The 16,030-nt window shown below is 32.9% G+C and carries 16 protein-coding genes, 2 tRNA genes, 1 rRNA gene, 1 pseudogene and 1 riboswitch; of the genes and pseudogenes, 17 read left to right on the top strand and 3 right to left on the bottom strand.

Going from position 1 to position 16,030, the window contains the following annotated elements; genetic code table 11:
- Positions 1-215 precede the first annotated feature (215 nt).
- The 11 genes and pseudogenes from J2Z43_RS14135 (at position 216) to ribH (ending at position 9,027) form a co-directional block, all read left to right on the top strand.
- The gene (locus tag J2Z43_RS14135; protein ID WP_209457754.1) at positions 216-1,136 is read left to right on the top strand and encodes a phosphate ABC transporter substrate-binding protein; all 921 of its coding nucleotides are present in this window, start codon (positions 216-218) and stop codon (positions 1,134-1,136) included.
- A gap of 200 nt (positions 1,137-1,336) precedes the next feature.
- Positions 1,337-2,215, top strand: coding sequence for a phosphate ABC transporter permease subunit PstC (gene pstC, locus J2Z43_RS14130; RefSeq protein WP_209457753.1), 879 nt, complete (start codon positions 1,337-1,339; stop codon positions 2,213-2,215).
- Positions 2,199-3,062: a PstA family ABC transporter permease gene (locus J2Z43_RS14125; protein ID WP_209457752.1), complete on the top strand. Its 864-nt coding sequence runs from the start codon at positions 2,199-2,201 to the stop codon at positions 3,060-3,062. Before pstC ends, J2Z43_RS14125 begins: the two co-directional genes overlap by 17 nt.
- 2 nt (positions 3,063-3,064) lie before the next feature.
- Positions 3,065-3,799, top strand: coding sequence for a phosphate ABC transporter ATP-binding protein (locus tag J2Z43_RS14120; RefSeq protein ID WP_209457751.1), 735 nt, complete (start codon positions 3,065-3,067; stop codon positions 3,797-3,799).
- 11 nt (positions 3,800-3,810) lie between these two features.
- The gene (locus tag J2Z43_RS14115) at positions 3,811-4,278 is read left to right on the top strand and encodes an HAD family hydrolase (protein ID WP_209457750.1); all 468 of its coding nucleotides are present in this window, start codon (positions 3,811-3,813) and stop codon (positions 4,276-4,278) included.
- A 63-nt stretch (positions 4,279-4,341) separates the two neighbouring features.
- Complete coding sequence (locus J2Z43_RS14110) at positions 4,342-4,707, top strand: DUF4180 domain-containing protein (protein WP_209457749.1); 366 nt, start codon at positions 4,342-4,344, stop codon at positions 4,705-4,707.
- Between the two features lie 218 nt (positions 4,708-4,925).
- A riboswitch (FMN riboswitch) is annotated at positions 4,926-5,041 on the top strand.
- A 217-nt stretch (positions 5,042-5,258) separates the two neighbouring features.
- Positions 5,259-6,350 (top strand): bifunctional diaminohydroxyphosphoribosylaminopyrimidine deaminase/5-amino-6-(5-phosphoribosylamino)uracil reductase RibD, encoded by a 1,092-nt coding sequence (ribD, locus tag J2Z43_RS14105; protein ID WP_209457748.1) that lies wholly within the window; start codon positions 5,259-5,261, stop codon positions 6,348-6,350.
- 69 nt (positions 6,351-6,419) lie between these two features.
- Positions 6,420-7,088, top strand: coding sequence for a riboflavin synthase (gene ribE, locus J2Z43_RS14100; protein ID WP_209457747.1), 669 nt, complete (start codon positions 6,420-6,422; stop codon positions 7,086-7,088).
- A gap of 35 nt (positions 7,089-7,123) precedes the next feature.
- Positions 7,124-7,732, top strand: a pseudogene (gene ribB, locus J2Z43_RS14095) (3,4-dihydroxy-2-butanone-4-phosphate synthase); the annotation flags it as partial.
- Between the two features lie 96 nt (positions 7,733-7,828).
- Complete coding sequence (gene ribA / locus J2Z43_RS14090; protein WP_209457745.1) at positions 7,829-8,530, top strand: GTP cyclohydrolase II; 702 nt, start codon at positions 7,829-7,831, stop codon at positions 8,528-8,530.
- 23 nt (positions 8,531-8,553) lie between these two features.
- On the top strand, positions 8,554-9,027 hold the full coding sequence (ribH, locus tag J2Z43_RS14085; protein WP_027700883.1) for a 6,7-dimethyl-8-ribityllumazine synthase: 474 nt from the start codon (positions 8,554-8,556) through the stop codon (positions 9,025-9,027).
- A gap of 152 nt (positions 9,028-9,179) precedes the next feature.
- Here ribH and J2Z43_RS14080 read toward each other — a convergent pair whose 3' ends face one another.
- The 3 genes from J2Z43_RS14080 to J2Z43_RS14070 all read right to left on the bottom strand — a co-directional run bounded on the left by J2Z43_RS14080 (position 9,180) and on the right by J2Z43_RS14070 (position 11,444).
- Positions 9,180-9,593, bottom strand: a complete 414-nt coding sequence (locus J2Z43_RS14080; protein WP_209457744.1) for a hypothetical protein — start codon at positions 9,591-9,593, stop codon at positions 9,180-9,182.
- Positions 9,587-10,030: a LytTR family DNA-binding domain-containing protein gene (locus J2Z43_RS14075; protein WP_209457743.1), complete on the bottom strand. Its 444-nt coding sequence runs from the start codon at positions 10,028-10,030 to the stop codon at positions 9,587-9,589. The genes J2Z43_RS14080 and J2Z43_RS14075 overlap by 7 nt, the downstream gene beginning before the upstream one ends.
- 247 nt (positions 10,031-10,277) lie before the next feature.
- Entirely contained in the window at positions 10,278-11,444 is a 1,167-nt protein-coding gene (locus J2Z43_RS14070; protein ID WP_209457742.1) for an iron-containing alcohol dehydrogenase, read from the bottom strand.
- Between the two features lie 333 nt (positions 11,445-11,777).
- Here J2Z43_RS14070 and J2Z43_RS14065 point away from each other — a divergent pair, with 333 nt between their 5' ends.
- From J2Z43_RS14065 to J2Z43_RS14040, 6 genes are all read left to right on the top strand, one after another.
- Positions 11,778-12,845: a zinc-binding dehydrogenase gene (locus tag J2Z43_RS14065; protein ID WP_209457741.1), complete on the top strand. Its 1,068-nt coding sequence runs from the start codon at positions 11,778-11,780 to the stop codon at positions 12,843-12,845.
- A gap of 276 nt (positions 12,846-13,121) precedes the next feature.
- Positions 13,122-14,468, top strand: a complete 1,347-nt coding sequence (locus J2Z43_RS14060; protein WP_209457740.1) for an FAD-binding oxidoreductase — start codon at positions 13,122-13,124, stop codon at positions 14,466-14,468.
- A 158-nt stretch (positions 14,469-14,626) separates the two neighbouring features.
- Entirely contained in the window at positions 14,627-15,340 is a 714-nt protein-coding gene (gene cwlD, locus J2Z43_RS14055; RefSeq protein WP_051599151.1) for an N-acetylmuramoyl-L-alanine amidase CwlD, read from the top strand.
- A gap of 288 nt (positions 15,341-15,628) precedes the next feature.
- Positions 15,629-15,745: ribosomal RNA gene (gene rrf, locus J2Z43_RS14050) — 5S ribosomal RNA — on the top strand.
- A 3-nt stretch (positions 15,746-15,748) separates the two neighbouring features.
- A tRNA-Leu gene (locus J2Z43_RS14045) sits at positions 15,749-15,837 on the top strand.
- A gap of 11 nt (positions 15,838-15,848) precedes the next feature.
- Positions 15,849-15,925, top strand: a tRNA-Ile gene (locus J2Z43_RS14040).
- Positions 15,926-16,030: the final 105 nt, after the last annotated feature.

Here is a 16,030-nt window from a genome sequence, read left to right as displayed (position 1 = left end):
TTAGTAAATCTAATATTGTAGGTTATGTTTTGCTACTCAGATGTATAAATAATGAGATTAACATTTAGATAAATTAATATTTAAATGTGTCATAGATAAAAACTATATATAAAATGAATTAAATAGATAATACTAATTTGAAGTTAATGTAGCCTCTAGATATAATTGAGAAGAAGACAAAAATTTACATATTTAGGGAAAAGGAGAGCAATATTATGAAAAAAAGATTGTTAGCTTTATGTATGACCTTGATGATGGTTGCGGGACTTGCTATCGGATGTTCAAGTCCTGACAAATCGACAGATTCTAAAGAAGAAAATAAAAAAGCACCGGTATCATCAAGTCAAATTTACTTTAATGGATCTTCAACTTTAGCACCAGTAATAACTACAATTGCAACCAACTTCAACGAGGAGCACGGAACGTGGGATAAAGTTGATTCAAAATTCCCAGAGGAAGCTATATCAATATATGTAGCGGCAGGTGGATCTGGTCAGGGTACAAAGGCAATAATTGATGGAACTACTACATTCGGTATGGTAGCTAGAGAAGTGAAAGACGAAGAGAAAAAGGCAATTAAAGACGAAAAAGAGTACCAAGTTGGGATTGATGCTTTAACACTAGCAGTTAATCCAGAAAACCCAGTAACAGGTGTTTTAGACAACCTTACTAAAGATCAAATAGTTAAAATATTCTCCGGAGAATTCAAAACTTGGAAGGATCTTGACGCTTCCCTTCCAGCAGAGAAGATAGTTGTAATAACTAGAGATATAAGTGGTGGAGCTCATGAAGTATTCCAAAAGAATATAATGGGGGATACAGATGTAACATCAGAAGCTATTCAAGCTCCAACAATGGGCGGATTAGTTGAAAAAATTATAGATAACAAATACGCTATTGGTTACGCATCTTACGGTGTTGCGAACCAAAACGGAGGTAAGATAAAAGTACTTAAAGTAGATGGAGTAGAAGCTAATGAAGCTAATATTTTAGATGGTTCGTACATAATTCAGAGACCTTTACTTTTAGTTGGATCGGGAAAAGCAACAGATGAACAACAAGCATTCCTTGATGTCGTACTTGGAGAAGAAGGACAAGCTGTAGTAAAAGAGATGGGATTCATCCCTATGAAGTAATTTGATTACAAGAAGGCGTCTCAATATAAAAATATGGATGTAGTAAAACACGGTAGGTAATATGATATCAATTCGAATCGACCAGTATGAAAGTCAGCTGGCTATATCGAGCTCATTGATACCTGATTGCCTACCGATTTTGCATGTTTATCTGACATATTTAGTTATGGGAGGTTTTATTCTTTAAAGGGGGAATAACTGTGAATAAAGCAGTTAAAATTATTTTTAAAACAGTAGTATTTGCTGGAGCCGTATCTACGTTTTTTCTTATGATACTTATGGTAGGTCATATATTTCAAGAGAGCTATCCGGCATTTTCGCAAATTGGGCTTGAACTTTTTGATATAAATGCTGAATGGAGACCCCTTAGCAACAATCCATCATACAGTATTATGGCTGCAATTGCAGGAACAATTTATGTTCCAGCTATAGCTGTTTCTATAGCGGTAATTTTTGGTATAGGATGTGCATTATTTTTAAATTTTTATACCGCTAAGAAAATATCAAATATGTGCCTTTCATTTATTGATTTAATCGCTGGTATCCCTTCTGTAATTTTTGGATTTATAGGCTTATCAGCACTGATTAAGTTCTTTGAGAATGATTTGAGGATGACATCGGGTGAATGTGTACTTGCAGCTGGGATACTTCTAGCTATTATGTTGTTGCCATTTGTAGTATCGACTTGCAGTGAGTCCATTGAGGCATCCAGGAAAAAATACGAACTTACAGCACTATCTTTAGGGTTCTCTAAAGAGGTATTTATTGTAAAAATATTATTGCCGTCTATGAAGACTAGTATCGTAACATCAATAATGATGGCATTTGGGCGTGGACTTGGCGAAACCATGGCAGTGATGATGGTAATAGGAAATTCACCGATTTATCCAAAATTATTTGGACGAGCTCAGACAATACCTTCGCTTACAGCACTTGAGATGGGGAGTGTTGGATATGGAAGTCTTCATCTGTCGGCTCTATACGCAGCCAATTTTGTGTTAATAATTATCCTAATAGTTGTGTTTGGAACAGGATATATATTTAAGAGGAGGTTACGTATAGATGAAGAGAGTATTTAGTAAGATAGTAGTTAGAGTTATATTATTTTCGCTTGGTATATCAGCACTAAGCGCAGTTTTCCTTGTATTTAGATATATATTTTGGCGTGGAAAAGATGTTGTTAATCTCTCATTTATTCTAGATTCACCATCGGGCATGCCTATTGGTACAGCGGGAGGGATATATCCAGCGCTTATAGGATCGATTTCTTTAGGAGCATTCTCTGCTTTAATAGGTGGTGTATTTGGAATCTTGACTGCAATTTATATAACATTCTATGCTTCAAAGGGTGTACTGTCCAATTTAATTAGAGCTTCAGTATCTTTTTTATCTGGAATTCCGTCCATTATTTTTGGATTGGTAGGATATACATTACTGGTCTATAAATTCGGAATGGGTAGAAGCCTTTTGAGTGCAGGGATAACAGTTTCAGTAATGATACTACCATTTGTCGCTATAAGAGTACAAAAAGTATTCAGAGAAAATGAGACAAGGTATATGTATGAATCTTTATGTTTAGGGATCTCAAAAGAGCACACAATTTTAAATGTTATATTGCCATCTTGCTTTGTAGAATTGATAAGTGCTGTAGCACTTGGAATGGCATATGGTATGGGTGCAGTAGCTCCTATAATGTATACAGGAGCAGTTATGATATCTTCAATGCCAGTGGAGTTCAATAAACCATTTATGTCACTTCCATACCATTTATACATGTTAGTCACGGATGGAGCCTCTTTTGAATACGCCTATGGAACTGCATTTGTACTGATGATATTATTGCTCTTTATACACCTGATCTGTAGAGGAATTGGAAGTTTGAGAGAGGGTGCGCAGTGGAAGTCTAGAAAGAACAAGGTGGATTAATTATGAATATAGAAATCGAACAATTAGGTGTAGGCTATGGAGAGAAACAAATTCTAAGCGATGTATCTTTATACATACCAACAAAGAAAATTACAGCTGTTGTAGGTCAATCTGGGTGTGGTAAATCAACTCTTCTCAAATCTATAAATCGAATTATAGAAGAAGATGGAGGTAAGATCGAAGGAAAAATTTTATTAGATGGCAGAGATACATCAGATATCCCAAAAGAGGAGCTTAGAAAAAATATAGGGTTGGTATTTCAACAACCTATAGTATTTCCTTACAGTATTGAAAAAAATATTACGTATGTTCTAAATTATCATTTTAATATAAGTAAACAAGAAGTTCAAAAGCGTACACAGTATTACTTGGAAGTAGCAAAGTTATACGATGAAGTTAAAGCGAATTTAATGATGCCTGCAAATAGATTATCTGGAGGACAGCAGCAGAGGCTCGCTATTGCAAGAAGTCTATGCGTGGAGCCAGAAGTGCTGCTTTTAGATGAACCATGTTCTGCCCTAGATATGAAAAATACAATAGCGATTGAGAACATGTTATTGGAACTTAAAGATGATTATTCAATAGTTATAGTAACTCACAATCTTGCACAGGCAAAGAGAATTGCAGATCAAGTCGTATTTATGGAAAAAGGCAAAATTATCGAAGTAAGTGATAAAGAAATGTTCTTTGAAGAACCAAAGACGGATTTGGCGCGAGAATATATTAAGTATATGTAGAGGGGAAAAATATGAAAATCGAAATTCCTGGATATAAAACACTAGAAATCAGAAACTTAGTATTGGATTACAATGGAACAGTTGCAATTGATGGTTCGATACCTGAAGATATTAAAGAAAAATTGATAAAATTATCGGAAGAGTTCAATATTTATATATTGACTGCTGATACACATGGTGATGCTGAAAAGCGATGTGAGGGATTGCCAATTACAATAAAGACATTCCTTGGAGAATGTGCAGCAAACTCTAAATTAGATATTGTAAAAAATCTAGGTAGCGGTGTTTGCGCGTGTATAGGAAATGGACGAAATGATGCCTTAATGTTTATGGAATCAGAGCTATCTATAGCTGTTGTTGGAAAGGAGGGCATCTATGCTCCTTTATTAGCTGTGGCTGATATATGTGTAGGATGTATTGGAGATGGTTTAGATTTGTTTTTGAAGCCGGCTAGAATTATTGCAGATTTAAGAGGGTAGATAAGTTTTAGAAAATGGTATGTGTTATATAAAAAATAGTTAAAATAAAAGGATAAAGATTATATGGAATTTATAGTAGATAAAAGAGATAAATCTAAAGTAGTAATTGTGGACAATGTGGATAAGTGTATAAAAAACGTGGGTGATGCAATGGATATTATGGCATCAATAAGTTACAATTATGAGTGCCAAAAATTTGTAATAAAAAAAGAGAATATTGTCAAAGAATTTTTTGATTTAAAAACTGGACTTGCAGGAGAAATACTTCAAAAGTATACTAATTATAGCGTGAAAGTCGCAGTAGTAGGCGATTTTAGCGTATACAAAAGCAAAAGCTTAAAAGATTTTATATATGAATGTAATCATGGGAAACAAATTTTCTTTGTCGAAAATATAGACGATGCTTTGGATAGGTTACATAGTGTTTAAAAGTCTAAAATAACTTATATATCGCATGTGCATATTTTAGTGTATTAACTGTGAACAATGTGGATAACTTTTCTGATAAAAAGGATTGAGAAGCTTTTTTAAAAAGATTATAAATAAAAATCGTATATAATAAACTATAAAATTTATATCAAAATAATTAAAACTTACAACTCTTATTGACATTTATCTATTTAGGATATATACTGATTTTAAAATTAAAAACTCTTCAGGGCGGGGTGTAATTCCCCACCGGTGGTTATAGCCCACGCGCCATATGGCATGATTCGGTGTGATTCCGAAGCCGACAGTATAGTCTGGATGAAAGAAGAATAGTTAAGATAAATTATGTAAAGCGATATATTAAGTAATTGTTATTAATACTGGATACTTTTTGTGTATTTAGTATTAAACGATTTACTGTAATTTATTTTAATAAGATAATAACGCTCTGGAATTTTTATTCCAGAGCTTTTTTATTTAAGATATCTATGAAAACGCCCTTATTTTGAGGCGTTTTTTAATTTATTTTAGTATCAGGTTAGGAGGTACTTATGGTTGAAGATTTGTTTTATATGAAAAAAGCACTGGAATTAGCTAAAAAAGGAGCTGGAAAGGTAAGTCCAAATCCAATGGTAGGCGCAGTTATTGTAAAAGACAGTGAAATAATAGGCTCTGGTTACCATAAAGAGTATGGAGGCCTACACGCTGAGGTAAATGCTATTAGTAGTTGTTCAAATGATCTTTATGGTTCAACAATTTATGTGACCTTAGAACCTTGTTGCCATTACGGTAATACACCTCCATGCACGGATGCAATAATAAAAAGTGGAATAAAAAGAGTTGTGGTTGGATCTGTAGACAACAATCCTCTGGTAAACGGACAGGGAATAGAAAAGCTACAAAAACATGGTATAAAAGTTGAGTTAGGCGTGCTGAGAGAAAAATGTGATGAGCTAAATGAAGTGTTTTTTTACTCTAACAGGGTGCATAAACCGTTTGTGGTTATGAAATACGGCATGACAGTAGATGGCAAAATTGCAACAGTCACAGGGGAATCAAAGTGGATAACTACTGAAAAATCTAGAGAAAACGTACATAAAACCAGAAATGACCTATCAGCTATAATGGTTGGAATAGGAACAGTTTTGAAAGACAATCCACTTTTAACATGTAGAACTCTAGATGGTAAAAACCCTATTAGAATAATTTGTGACAGTCAACTTAAATTGCCCATAAGTTCTGATATTGTAAAAACTGCTAAAGATATAAAGACAGTAGTTGCAACTACAAGCGAAGATCAAAATAAGAGACAAATTTTAGAAAATCTTGGAGTTGAAATTGTAACTGTACCAAAATTGAATGAGAGATTGGATTTAAATGATCTTATGAAAAAGCTTTGGGATCTGAAAATAGATAGTATTTTGCTTGAGGGAGGCTCAACACTAAATTATAGTGCTCTTGAAAGTGGTTTAGTAGATAGATTACATGTATATATAGCTCCTAAGATTTTCGGAGGATCTAGGAGTATATCAGCAATAGGTGGAGAAGGGGTATCAGATATTGAAAATGCTTTTAAGTTGAAATACAGAAAAACAACTATGTTTGATGAGGATATATTAATTGAATACGATGTTTTGACTTAGAGGTAAATTTATTAAATAAATATGCAAATTGTACAAATAAGTAAAAATTGTGTAGGCAAGGAGGAAACTATGTTTACAGGTATAGTCGAGGAAATAGGAACTATAAAAAGTATAGTTAAAAGCAGATCTTCTTTTAAACTTACTATCAAAGCCAAAAAAGTATTAACTGATATAAAACTCGGCGATAGTATTGCAGTAAATGGAATATGTCTTACAGCAGAAGATATATCAACGACGACATTTGCAGCAGATGTTATGTCAGAAACATTGGCTAGAAGTACTCTAAATCTACTAAAGCAGGGAGAGAAAGTGAATTTAGAGAGGGCAATGCCTATTAATGGGAGATTTGGTGGACATATAGTCTCAGGTCATATTGATGGAGTTGGAACAATAACGGGACGAGAAGAAGATGGAAACGCTGTGTGGATAACGATAAAGACTGATAAAAATATACTTAAATATATAGTTCATAAAGGTTCAATTGCCATTGATGGAATAAGTTTAACAATAGCCCATATTGATATGGAGTGTTTTAAAGTGTCGATAATACCGCACACTATAAATCAAACAACACTTCTTGATAAGAGCGTAGGAAATAATGTCAATTTAGAGTGCGATGTTGTAGGTAAACACATAGAAAAGTTGATTGGATTTGAAAGTAGCTCGGACGCAAAGCAAAGTGGGAATTGTGAAAAAACAAAAATAGATGAAGGTTTTTTAAGAATGAATGGTTTTTAATTTAAATAAAAATAGATAATTTTGGAGGTTGAGATATGTCTGTGTTTGGAACAATAGAAGAAGCGATTGAAGATATTAAATCGGGTAAGATGATAGTTGTGACTGATGATCCAGATCGAGAGAACGAAGGGGATCTAATTTGTGCAGCTGAGTTTGCTACATGTGAAGTAATAAATTTTATGGCTTCGCACGCGAAGGGTTTGATATGTATGCCTATGAGTGAGAGAATGACAGAAAAGCTAGGACTACCACAAATGGTTGATAAAAATACCGATAATCATGAAACTGCTTTTACAGTATCTATAGATCATGTAGATACAACTACGGGAATTTCGGCGCTTGAGAGATCAGTAACAGCCGTAAAGAGTACTTTAGGAGATGCAAAGCCTGAAGATTTCAGAAGACCAGGTCATATGTTTCCACTAAAAGCAAAGGATGGCGGTGTTATAGAGAGAAATGGTCATACGGAAGCGACTGTGGATTTCGTAAAGATCGCAGGATTAAAAGAGATAGGCATATGCTGCGAGATCATGAGGGAAGATGGAACTATGATGAGAACCGAAGAACTAAAAGAGTTTTCTAAAGAACATGGTTTAACTTTTGTAACTATAAAGGATTTGATCGAGTACAGAAAAAACAACAATTTGTAAATATATAGCAAAGATGTTAGTAAAAATAATCGACGAATAAATAAGTTGCTAAGTATAGAAATGAAATATTTGTAAAGTGGTGATTAGATTATGAACACAGGACAAAACATCAGTATAGCTGAAAATAAGGATAAAGAAGATAAATGTGAATATAGAAGATCAGATAAGGAAAAAAATAATGTGCAATTTGAAGTCAAAAAAATGGAGCATGTAGTAAAAGCAAATATGCCTACGAAATACGGAAAATTTGATATACATGGATATGTAAATAAAGAAAATGGAGAGCATCATATAGCATTGGTTATGGGAGATGTAGGTAATGGAGAACCTGTTCTTGTTAGAGTCCATTCAGAGTGTTTAACTGGAGATGCCTTAGGTAGCTCAAAATGTGATTGTGGCGATCAGTATAATGCTGCTATGAAGGCTATTGCAGATGAAGGAAGAGGGGCTCTAATATATTTAAGACAAGAAGGAAGGGGGATAGGGCTAATTAATAAACTTAAAGCTTATTCTCTTCAAGATGAAGGTCTTGATACTGTCGAAGCTAATTTAGCTTTGGGATTTCCAGCTGATTTAAGAGATTATTCTGTGGGGGCTGAAATGCTACTTGATTTGAATATAGATAAATTAAAACTTTTAACAAACAACCCTGATAAGATATCTGGAATAGAAAAGTATGGAATTGAAATAGTAGAGAGGGTTCCTATAGAGACTGTACATAAAAAAGACTGCGAATTTTACATGTATGTTAAAAAAGAAAAGATGGGTCATATTTTAGAGACTTATAAATAAAAATAAAAATAGGAGGTATGAATATGAACGTTTATGAAGGAAGATTGGTTGCAGATAAGAGTATTAAAATTGGTATTGTAGCGGCCAGATTCAATGAGTTTATTGTTGGAAAGCTTATTGAAGGGGCACTGGATGGATTGAGACGACATGATGTAAAGGAAGAAGATATATCTTTAGCTTGGGTTCCTGGTGCATTTGAAATACCATTGATAGCTGGGAAAATGGCTAAATCAGGTATGTATGATGCAGTAATATGCTTAGGAGCAGTAATTAGAGGATCTACAACCCATTACGACTATGTTTGCAGCGAAGTATCTAAAGGAATTGCGAATGTATCTTTAAAGAGCGATATTCCAGTATTATTTGGAGTACTTACAACCGAGAATATTGAACAAGCAATTGAAAGAGCAGGCTCAAAAGCTGGAAATAAAGGTTTTGAAAGTGCAACAGCGGCAATAGAGATGGTCAATCTTATAAAATCATTACCTCAGAAATAGTTAGTAGGTTTTGATATATATGTATTATCTCTAAGGGTTTATAATTTTTAGATGATGAGTTATGGAAATTAAGATAAAAAAGAAGCTCAGAATAAAGCTGTATTCTGAGCTTCTTAATTTCGGTAGACTATAGTTTTAAAACTTCTAATGAGTTACTTTTTTAAAAGCTTATTTAACTCATCAGAATTTTTCTGATTTTCCCAATTTGAATAAAAGTAAAATACAATTATATGAGCTAATAATGTAATAATTATCATTATTAATATCCAAGGCTTAATAATTTCAAACATATTAGTAGAAAATAGCCAAACTGATGCAACTCCACCAGAAATATTAATTACTGAAGAAATAATAATTTTGCCAAGAACTTTCATTGAAGAAAAATTCCATAATATTGGATACATAAGTCCGAAAATTATTGCAAATATTGTGCTTATACCTATTAAATTCCAAATATATGGAAGCGTTAATGTAAGATTTTTTAAAAACATAGATATTAATCCTAAAATCCATACAAATGTTATAGAAAAAGTTTGAAAAAAATTTGATTTAAGTTGTTTTACCATGATAATCTCTCCTTAATTATTTTTACATAATTTCTACTTATAAAATAAGACGTTCGATCGCTTAGCAATACTTCTAATCTTGCGTTTGATGCAGAAGAAAATTCCTCTATTTCATCTAAATTAATAATAGTTTGGTTATTGATCTTCGCTAAATTACTTTCGTTGAGTTTTTCCAATTCTTTAAGGCGTTTGTTAATTAAATATAGCTCTCCGGATTTCATTTTCACAGAGCACATATGGCCTTCAGATTGAAAGATTAATACTGAATTAATGTCTACTTGAAGTTTTCTATCATTTTTAGCATTAATAACAGTTAGTTTGCGATCTTTATTAAGATGTTCTTTTATATTTTGAGCTAGTTCACTATTTTCAGGATTAACTTGGATTATTAATTCTTCTTTGCTCATAAGTTTATCGAGTAAAATATCTATTTTCATAATTCCTCCTTCCATGATATTAATATACTATCTGATTGCCTGATTATCTATAATTTATCGTTTTGTTGCATTTTCTGGTCACTTTTTTACATTTTAAAGCCGATTAGTTAGATATACAAGAATAATTTAAATTAAAATTTCAAAATTAAAGAATTATACAAAAAAGCCAACTGGGATATAAGAATCTCAATTGGCTTTTACACATTTTTTTAAAATCTATATACTCGAATTTATTTCTATCTATATATTAAAAATCTACCTTTTCTCCATAATATATGCTGTTAAATAGCTTAACCATATTTTCCTTATCTATTTTTCTAGGATTTGAACCAGTACAAGCATCTTCAAGAGCACGCTCACTTATTAATTCAACTTTTTCTTTGAATTTTGCTTCGTCTATTCCGTAATCTTTCAATGTTGCTGGAATATCCATAGATTTATTTAGATCTTTAATTTTATCAGTAAGTGCATCTATTAACTCATCATCACTGTTTCCTTTTAAATTAAGACGCTTAGCGATTTTTACATATCTATCGGCACATTCTTTTTTATTATAGTCAATTACATATGGTAAATATATTGCATTGGCACATCCGTGTGGAATGTGGAATACTGCACCTGTCTTATGAGCCATAGAGTGAACGATACCTAGTAGAGCATTGCTAAATGCCATCCCAGCCATACATTGAGCGTAGTGCATCAATTCACGTGCATTTGAATCGCCTTTGTATGAATTTATTACATTTTCATCTACCATCTCTATCGCTTCTAATGCTAGTGGATCTGTAAAAGCTGTTGCCATTGTTGAAACATACGCTTCTATTGCATGTGTCAATGCGTCCATACCTGTGTGCGCAGTTAATTTTGCTGGCATTGTTTCTGCAAGGTCCGAATCAACGATTGCTATATCAGGTGTTATATTAAAGTCTGCAAGCGGATATTTAATTTCAGTTTTGTAGTCTGTTATAACTGAAAATGCTGTTACTTCCGTAGCTGTTCCAGATGTTGATGGAATTGCGATAAACTTAGCTTTTTGTCTAAGTTCTGGGAATGAGAATGGTTGAGTAATTTCTTCAAAGTTCGTATCTGGATATTCATAGAAGACCCACATAGCTTTTGCAGCATCTATTGGTGATCCTCCTCCCATTGCAATAATCCAGTCCGGTTCGAAATCTAACATAACTTTGCTTCCGTTCATTACTGTATCAACAGATGGATCAGGTTCTATATTTTCTATTAGCTTTGTCTCAATTTCAGCTTCAGCAAGGTATCCTAACACCTTATCTACAAAGCCAAATCTTCTCATTGATCCTCCGCCTAGTACTAATACTGCTTTTTTACCCTTTAGTTCTTTCAACTTTTCAATTGAACCACTTCCATAGTAAATATCTCTTGGTAATGTAAATCTAAACATATACAAAACACCTCCATAGAATTTTGGTAAAGCTTGTATTTAAAACTTGTATCGATAATATTTTAACGCTAATTTCATAGTAAATCAAGTTTAATAAAGTGCTTTTCGATAGGTAGATTAAATAAACAAAAGCATTTTTATAAGAGATAAGTCATAAATAAATCATTAATTAACATTTGTTTAAAAAAATATCTAAAATGAATACTAATGTTTAAATAGGAGGATTAAATGGTATTAGTCATATATAGTTAAATATGATATAGAATGCAATTGTTATATTAAATTAAAAATAATAAAAATATTTTAAATAATTAGGATTAAGGAGGAATGGATATGAGAGGATTTGGAATGACTTCAGTAGGAAATGCTGCTTGGTTAGATAAAGAAAAACCAGTTGCAGGTCCATATGATGCAATAATAAGACCTACAGTTGTAGCACCTTGTACGTCTGATGTACACGCATTACATGGTGGTGCTGGTGAAAAGTTTGATAGAATATTAGGACATGAGGCAATTGGGGAAGTAGTAGAAGTAGGAGAATTAGTTACTCGTTTTAAGCCAGGGGATATAGTAGTTGTACCTTGTACAACACCAGACTGGATGGCTCCAGGAGTTCAGGAGCAAGTAAGCAACGCTCATGACTGGGGTCTAATGAAGAGTTTTAAATTTTTAAGTTCTAAAGATGGTGTATTCGCTGAATTTTTTCACGTTAATGATGCAGATGCAAACTTAGCATTATTGCCAGAAGGTGTTGCACCAGAAGAAGCACTTATGATAGTAGATATGATGACTACAGGATTTAGTGCAGTAGAAAATGGTAGAGTTGGATTTGGAGATACAGTAGTTGTTATAGGAATAGGGCCTGTTGGACTTATGGCTGTAGCAGGAGCAAAACTTAGTGGTGCTGGAAGAATAATAGTTGTTGGTACTAGACCAAACTGTGTTAAAATAGCTAAAGAGTATGGAGCAACTGATGTAATAAGCTATAAAGATGGAGATATAGTTGAGCAAATATTAAGACTAGTACCAGGTGGAGTTAATACAACTATAATAGCAGGGGGTAATCAAAATACTTTCCCTCAAGCTATAGCAATGACTAAAGAAGGTGGAGTTATATCAAATGTAAACTTCTTTGATATAAAAGATACACTTAGTATGCCTGCTTACTTATGGGGTCTTGGAATGAGCAATAAAGATATACGTTGCGGATTCGCTCCAGGCGGTACTGTAAGAATGGAAAAACTTCTTAATGTGATTAAGTATAAAAGGGTAGATACTTCTAAACTTATAACTCATCGTTTCCACGGATTTGATCAGATAGAAGATGCGTTTAAACTTATGGAAGAGAAACCAAAGGATTTGATTAAACCAGTTGTATTTATAGATTGGAACGATAAATAAAATCTTATGTATATAATTACGGGATAGCATTTGTAGAGATGCTATCCCGTTTTTAATTATGCGTTTTAATATATTAAACCTCCAAAACATTTAAATATTATTTATATTATAAGGAATAAATAAATTGCGAATACGATAAAAGATTAGGAAAATTAACACATACAGCCATTTAATCGATCTTGAATTATGTTAAGCCTAAAATAGGATGAAAAATTAGTGAAATAAAATAATTATAAAACATATATTGTAATATAAATATATGAAAAGGTGATAGATATGAATTTCGGATTTTTTGCTGGACTTACCGGGAATGTTGTAACTCATTGTGATAAAGGTTATTTAAAAGCAAGACATGAAAGAAACCTTGCAATACAGACATTTCCTCTTGCAATCGTATTTTGCAAATGTGATCAAGATGTTGTAAACGCAGTTTGCTGGTGTCAGGAAAATAATATTTGCTTCAGAGTGAGAAATGGGAGGCATCATTATGCGGGGTATTCTACAGGAAATAATGTATTAGTTATAGATGTGAGTAATTTGAATACACTGAAGTTGGATGAAGAAGAAGGATACCTTGTAGTGGGTGGGGGAGTAAATAATGAGAAACTATATAGGTTTGTTTCTTCTAGAGGCTACCCATTTCCAGGTGGAAGTTGCCCATCAGTAGGACTAAGCGGATATGTATTAGGTGGGGGTTGGGGTTATTCAGCTCGACACTTGGGTCTTGGTTGTGATAGCCTCGTTGAAGCTGTATTAATTGACTACAACGGTAGGAGGACTCTTGCAAACAGTCAAATAAATCCCGATCTTTTCTGGGCATTAAGAGGAGGCGGTGGAGGAAATTTTGGAATAATAGTATCGATGAAATTTAAGTTACCTAAAAAGGTAGATAAAGTTACATTTATACAATTATACTATCCGAATACAAATTCTAAATTACAATGCCAATTTTTAAAGGTATGGCAGGAGTGGTTAGTCGGACTAGATAGTAGAATTACACTTGGAGCAAGAATATATAACTCGGAATCAGAGGGAAAGGCCGTTTTTAGCAGAGGAATATTTTATGGAACACCAGAAGAAGCAAAAAGATTAATTAAGCCTCTTACTAATATACTAGGGGTACAGGTAAATATTCAATACCTTCCATTTTTAGATGTAATAAAGCAAATTGAAAGCTCTTATCCAGCATATGAAAAGTTTGAGTCAGTAAGCGGATTTGTAGGAGATATGTATAGCAATAAAGAAATTTCAGAAATAGTAGATCTTATACAGAATAGATCAGCTGGATCAATATATGCAGGAATATCATTGTATGCAATGGGAGGAGCTATAAAAAGAAAGAAGAGTACTGATACAGCATTTTATTATAGAAAATCAGAATATATAATATGGCTAGATACAGTATGGGAAGATAATAAATACGAGGGAAGAAACCTCGACTGGATCGACAGAAGGGCTAACATTATACGTAGTATTTCCTATGGTTCGTATGTCAATTTTCCTTATAGTGAGCTTTACGATTATATGGAAGAGTACTATGGATATAATCAATATAAGCTTTTGGATGTTAAATGTACGTATGATCCACATAATGTGTTTAGATTTCCACAAAGTATACGATAAAGCAGATCCCTATACCTTTAAGTAGATTTGGTAAAAAAATAATGAATTACATTTAAATCGGGTTAACCATAAGGTAGCTAATGTGATTTATGATGTTATCTATATAATAAAGTTCATATTATTACTTTAAATATAATATATATGTACGGGGTGATATAGTGAAGAAGTACATAAAGTATTATATTTTTAGCGGGGTTCTATTAGTTTTGGCTTCTGTATTTATACTTGAAATAAAAAATGTATCAGAAGAAGCCATGAAATATACTCCTATAACAAAAAAGACTATAATTTTAGATGCAGGACACGGAGGCATAGATCCTGGAGCTTTAACTAAAGATCACAGTACAAATGAAAAAGAAGTAAATTTAGCAATCACACTCAAGCTAAGAGAATTAATCGAATCTAGTGGGGGGTTAGTTATACTGACAAGAGATGATGACAGTAGCTTATATAAAGAAGAAGCTAATAAAACTATAAGACAAAAGTATAATGAGAATTTGAAAAATAGAAAAAAGATAATTGAAGAGTCGAAAGCAGATATGTTTGTATCTATACATCTAAACGCATTTGAACAATCTAAATATTACGGTGCTCAAACTTTCTACCCTAAAGACAAGGAGGATAGTAAGCAACTATCTAAATGTATTCAAGATGAATTGAAAAGAGTAGTTGATAAAACAAATAATAGAGAAGTAAAGCCTAGAGATGATATCTATCTATTAAAAGATAATCAAATACCATCTATGTTGATTGAATGCGGGTTTTTATCCAATGAAAAAGAAAGCAAGCTTTTAACGGATAAAGAGTACCAAGAAAAAATAGCATGGGCTATATATGTAGGAATACAAAAATATTTAAGTATTAATAACTAATAATCTACTGAAATTCCAAGGTTTATCTAGGCTGATTATCTATGATATCGGTCTAGATATTTTTTTTATTTAAAAAAGTATTGACTTTAAATATTACAGGTGATATTATATACGAGTGCCAAAAATACAGAAGGTTTTTAAGAAACATTATTGTAGGTACTTTATTGAAAATTCAAGTATTTGAGATAATTAAAATCTCGAAAAAATTTATTTTAAAAAATTATTGACAATAAATAAAATAAATGATACTATAATACTTGTCTTAAGAAAAGAATAAGCCATAATTAATCTGGTTACTACAGCAAAGAGGATACACCTGTTCCCATTCCGAACACAGAAGTTAAGCTCTTTAGCGCTGATGGTACTTGGTGGGAAACTGCCTGGGAGAGTAGGACGTAGCCAGTTAATGCCGAAGTGGCGGAATTGGCAGACGCACAGGACTTAAAATCCTGCGGGACTTACCTCTCGTACCGGTTCGATTCCGGTCTTCGGCACCAGCATAATTATTGGACCATTAGCTCAGTTGGTTAGAGCGCCCGGCTCATAACCGGTAGGTCTGGGGTTCGAGTCCCTGATGGTCCACCACAGTAATTATAAAAAGAACATTGAAAATTAAACAGTAGGTTAATTTATAAGAAAACAAGAAACAAACCATATAAAGCCAGATATTAAAGATAACGATAGTATCTG

It is taken from the genome of Metaclostridioides mangenotii (assembly GCF_017873185.1).
In the GTDB taxonomy this organism is placed as follows: Bacteria; Bacillota; Clostridia; order Peptostreptococcales; family Peptostreptococcaceae; genus Metaclostridioides; species Metaclostridioides mangenotii.
This window is presented reverse-complemented; position numbering and strand designations above follow the sequence as displayed.